This is a genomic window from Paracoccus sp. (in: a-proteobacteria) (assembly GCF_046462195.1).
GTDB lineage: Bacteria > Pseudomonadota > Alphaproteobacteria > Rhodobacterales > Rhodobacteraceae > Paracoccus.
In genome coordinates this window covers 1-3,365 of the sequence record NZ_JBKGUN010000226.1, presented here as the reverse complement: position 1 = coordinate 3,365, position 3,365 = coordinate 1, and the positions used below count along the sequence as shown (strand labels likewise).

Sequence of the window (3,365 nt, the reverse complement as noted above, 5' to 3'; positions counted from 1 at the left end):
TACGTGGTCGACACGCTGCGCGACAAGGGTGCGGTCTTTGTCGAGGAACTGGACGATTGTCCGGACGATCGCCCGGTGATCTTTTCGGCCCATGGCGTTCCAAAGGCGGTTCCAGCCGAAGCGCAGCGCCGCCAGATGGTGTATGTCGATGCGACCTGCCCACTGGTCAGCAAGGTCCATATCGAGGCCGAACGCCATCACAACAACGGCCTCCAGATGGTCATGATCGGCCATGCCGGCCATCCTGAGGTTCTGGGGACCATGGGACAACTGCCCGAGGGCGAGGTGATCCTGGTCGAAACGGTCGAGGATGTGGCCAACGTCGTCCCGCGCGATCCGCAGGCGCTTGCCTTCATCACGCAGACCACATTGTCGGTGGACGACACGGCGGAAATCGTGGCGGCCCTGCAGGCGCGCTTTCCGGCCATTGTCGGCCCGGCCAAGGAAGACATCTGCTACGCGACCACCAATCGGCAGGCGGCCGTTAAGGCCGTGGCGCCCAAGATCGACGCGCTGCTGGTGATCGGGGCCGAGAACTCCAGCAACTCCAAGCGACTGGTCGAAGTCGGGCGGTCCGCGGGCTGCGCCTATGCCCAGCTGGTGATGCGGGCGGAGGAAATCGACTGGCGGGCGCTGGAGGGGATCCGGGCGATCGGTGTCACCGCCGGCGCCAGCGCTCCCGAGGTTCTGGTGAACGAAGTCGTGGACGCCTTCCGCGCCCGTTATGACGTTACGGTCGAACTGGTCGAAACGGCCATCGAGACGGTCGAGTTCAAGGTGCCGCGCGTACTGCGCGAAACTGCATAAGCGATTTCGCTGGCGCGTTCAGAACGGATGGAAGGCGGGGCATGAAGCTCTATTCGATGCCCTCGTCGGGCAACAGCTACAAGGTGCGCCTGCTGGCGGCCCTGACGGACCAACCGCTTGAGCGGGTGGATTGCGAACACGGCTCGGCTGCGCTGGAGGCAGCCAAGGCCGCGGGCGTGCTGCCCTTTGGCAAACTGCCTGTTCTGGAACTGGACAACGGCGTGACCTTGGGCGAATCGAACGCGCTTCTGATGTTTCTGGGCGAAGAAACGCCTTTTGTTCCGTCCGATGCGGTGGTGCGCGCGCAGATGCTGGGCTGGATGTTCTGGGAACAATACAACCACGAGCCCGTGATCGCCGTTCGTCAGTCCCTTCGCCATTACGCCCACCGCGCAGCCGATGCGACGCCCGAACGGATGGCCGACCTGCTGCAGCGGGGCCACGTGCTGCTGGCGGTGATGGAATCGCATCTGGCAGGCCAGGACTGGCTGGCCGGTGAGGCGGCGAGCCTGGCCGACATCTGCCTTTACGCCTATACCCATACGGCAGACAGCCGGGGCGGGTTCGACATGACGCGATTTCCTGCCGTCAACGCCTGGCTGGATCGCATCGCCACGCTGCCGGGATATGTGACCCTCGATGCCTGATCTTTACGCTTGGACCGACGGCGCCTGCAGCGGCAACCCCGGCCCCGGAGGCTGGGGCGTGCTGATGCGCGCGCTGGATGGCGACACGGTTGTCAAGGAACGCGAACTGGCCGGGGGCGAGGCCGCCACCACCAACAACCGCATGGAACTGATGGCCGCCATCAGCGCATTGGAGGCGCTGACGCGCCCGACGCGCATCGTGATCGTCACCGACAGCGCTTATGTGAAGAACGGCGTGACCCAGTGGATTCACGGCTGGAAGCGCAACGGCTGGAAAACGGCTGACAAGAAGCCGGTCAAGAATGTCGAACTGTGGCAGCGGCTGGACGAGGCGCAGCGCACCCATCAGGTCGAGTGGCGCTGGATCAAGGGCCATGCGGGCCATGCCGAGAACGAGCGTGCGGACGAACTGGCACGCGGCGGCATGGCGCCCTTCAAATGAACCCGTTGGCCCTTGTTGCGGCGCTGGATTACGGATCGGTCCTGGTTTTCGCGCTGACCGGAGCACTGGTGGCCAGCAGGGCACAGCTGGACCCGGTGGGCTTCGTCTTCATGGCGGCGCTGACGGCGGTCGGCGGGGGCACGCTGCGCGACCTGATCCTGGGGCGGGACATGGTATTCTGGGTGGCCCAGCCCGCCTATGTGCTGATCGCGGCGGGGGCGGCGCTGATCGTGTTCTGGACTGCCCACCTGATCGAAAGCCGTTATGACTGGCTGGTCTGGCTGGACAGCGTGGCGCTGGCCGTGGCGGTTGCCGCCGGGGCCGGCGTGGCCATGGAAGGGGGATTCGGCCCCGTGATCGTTGTCATCATGGGTGTCGTGACCGGAACCTTTGGCGGACTGATGCGCGACGTGGTGGGCAACGAGGTGCCGCTGGTGCTGAAACAAGGGCAGCTTTACCTGACGGCCGCTTTCGGAGGTGCCCTTGCCGCCGTGATCCTGACGGCGCTGGGTCTGCCCCGGCCGCAGGCGCTGATCGCCTGCGCGGTGACGGTCTGGGTGCTGCGCGCAGGCAGCCTGCACCTTGGCTGGAAGCTGCCGGTTTATCGGCCGCGGCCGCCGCGAAGGCGGGGCTGAGGGAACATCGGCCGGGGCGCGCGGGTTGGATGCCCACAGGAGGCATTCATGACCCAATCCCATACCACCCGTGACCATGACGAGATCCGCAAGTGGGCCGAAGCGCGCGACGGGCACCCTGCCAAGGTCGATACCGGCGGCAAGGGCGGCATCCTGCGCATTGATTTTGGCGAGCCCGAAGACAGCCTGACCCCCATCGAATGGGACGAGTTCTTCCAGATCTTCGACGATAGCGACTTGGAATTCCTGTATCAGGAAAAGACCGCCGACGGCGGGACCAGCCGTTTCAACAAGTTCGTGTCCGGCAGCTGATCAGCGCAGCTTGGGCGGGCCGTTGCGGCCCGCATCCACGTTCTCGACCCCGGCCCTCAGGCCCTGCCCGATGCGGTGGGCCAGTTGCGACCATGCACGGGCGCTCCACGGCGGCAGGGTCCGGCGCAGCGATTCGTCGAAAAGGGCTAGCCAGATCTCGAAATGCTCGGGCCGAACATTGCCCGCGGACAGATGCGCGCGCATCGGGCTGCCGTTATAGCCTGCGCGATGCATGATCGCCCCTTCCCAGAAGGCGGCGATTCGCGCCTCGTGCGCAGCCCAGTCGCCGACATGTTCGGCAAAGACCGGACCCAGCACTTCGTGCCGGCGGACCGCACCATAAAAAGTTGCGACGACACGCCGGATCTCGGCCTCGGTTATGTCGAAACGGGGTGGCACAACGGTTTCCATGACGCACCATCTGGCGCGGGGCAGGCGGCATTGCAAGTGTTTGATCGCGGCGCATCCCGGTGCTAGAAGGCGCCTCCGGTCGCAGCCCACCCGGTCAAAACAGGAGCCCCT

At 65.5% G+C, this 3,365-nt stretch carries 6 protein-coding genes; 5 read left to right on the top strand and 1 reads right to left on the bottom strand.

The genetic code is table 11. The annotated features are described in order from the left end of the window. From ispH to ACLHHB_RS13980, 5 genes are all read left to right on the top strand, one after another. On the top strand, positions 1–807 hold an 807-nt coding region (gene ispH, locus ACLHHB_RS14000), incomplete at its 5' end, for a 4-hydroxy-3-methylbut-2-enyl diphosphate reductase (RefSeq protein WP_410218897.1). Between the two features lie 41 nt (positions 808–848). Then, positions 849–1,454 carry a glutathione S-transferase family protein gene (locus ACLHHB_RS13995; protein ID WP_410218896.1) on the top strand — a complete coding sequence of 202 codons (606 nt, stop codon included), beginning with the start codon at positions 849–851 and terminating at the stop codon, positions 1,452–1,454. Further along, on the top strand, positions 1,447–1,896 hold the full coding sequence (gene rnhA, locus ACLHHB_RS13990; RefSeq protein ID WP_410218895.1) for a ribonuclease HI: 450 nt from the start codon (positions 1,447–1,449) through the stop codon (positions 1,894–1,896). Before ACLHHB_RS13995 ends, rnhA begins: the two co-directional genes overlap by 8 nt. Before the next feature lie 5 nt (positions 1,897–1,901). Then, positions 1,902–2,531 (top strand): trimeric intracellular cation channel family protein, encoded by a 630-nt coding sequence (locus tag ACLHHB_RS13985; RefSeq protein WP_410218894.1) that lies wholly within the window; start codon positions 1,902–1,904, stop codon positions 2,529–2,531. 48 nt (positions 2,532–2,579) lie between these two features. Further along, entirely contained in the window at positions 2,580–2,843 is a 264-nt protein-coding gene (locus ACLHHB_RS13980) for a hypothetical protein (RefSeq protein ID WP_410218893.1), read from the top strand. On the opposite strand, the gene ACLHHB_RS13975 is transcribed toward ACLHHB_RS13980, so the two are convergent. Then, the gene (locus tag ACLHHB_RS13975; RefSeq protein WP_410218892.1) at positions 2,844–3,254 is read right to left on the bottom strand and encodes a group III truncated hemoglobin; all 411 of its coding nucleotides are present in this window, start codon (positions 3,252–3,254) and stop codon (positions 2,844–2,846) included. It lies immediately after the preceding gene. Positions 3,255–3,365: the final 111 nt, after the last annotated feature.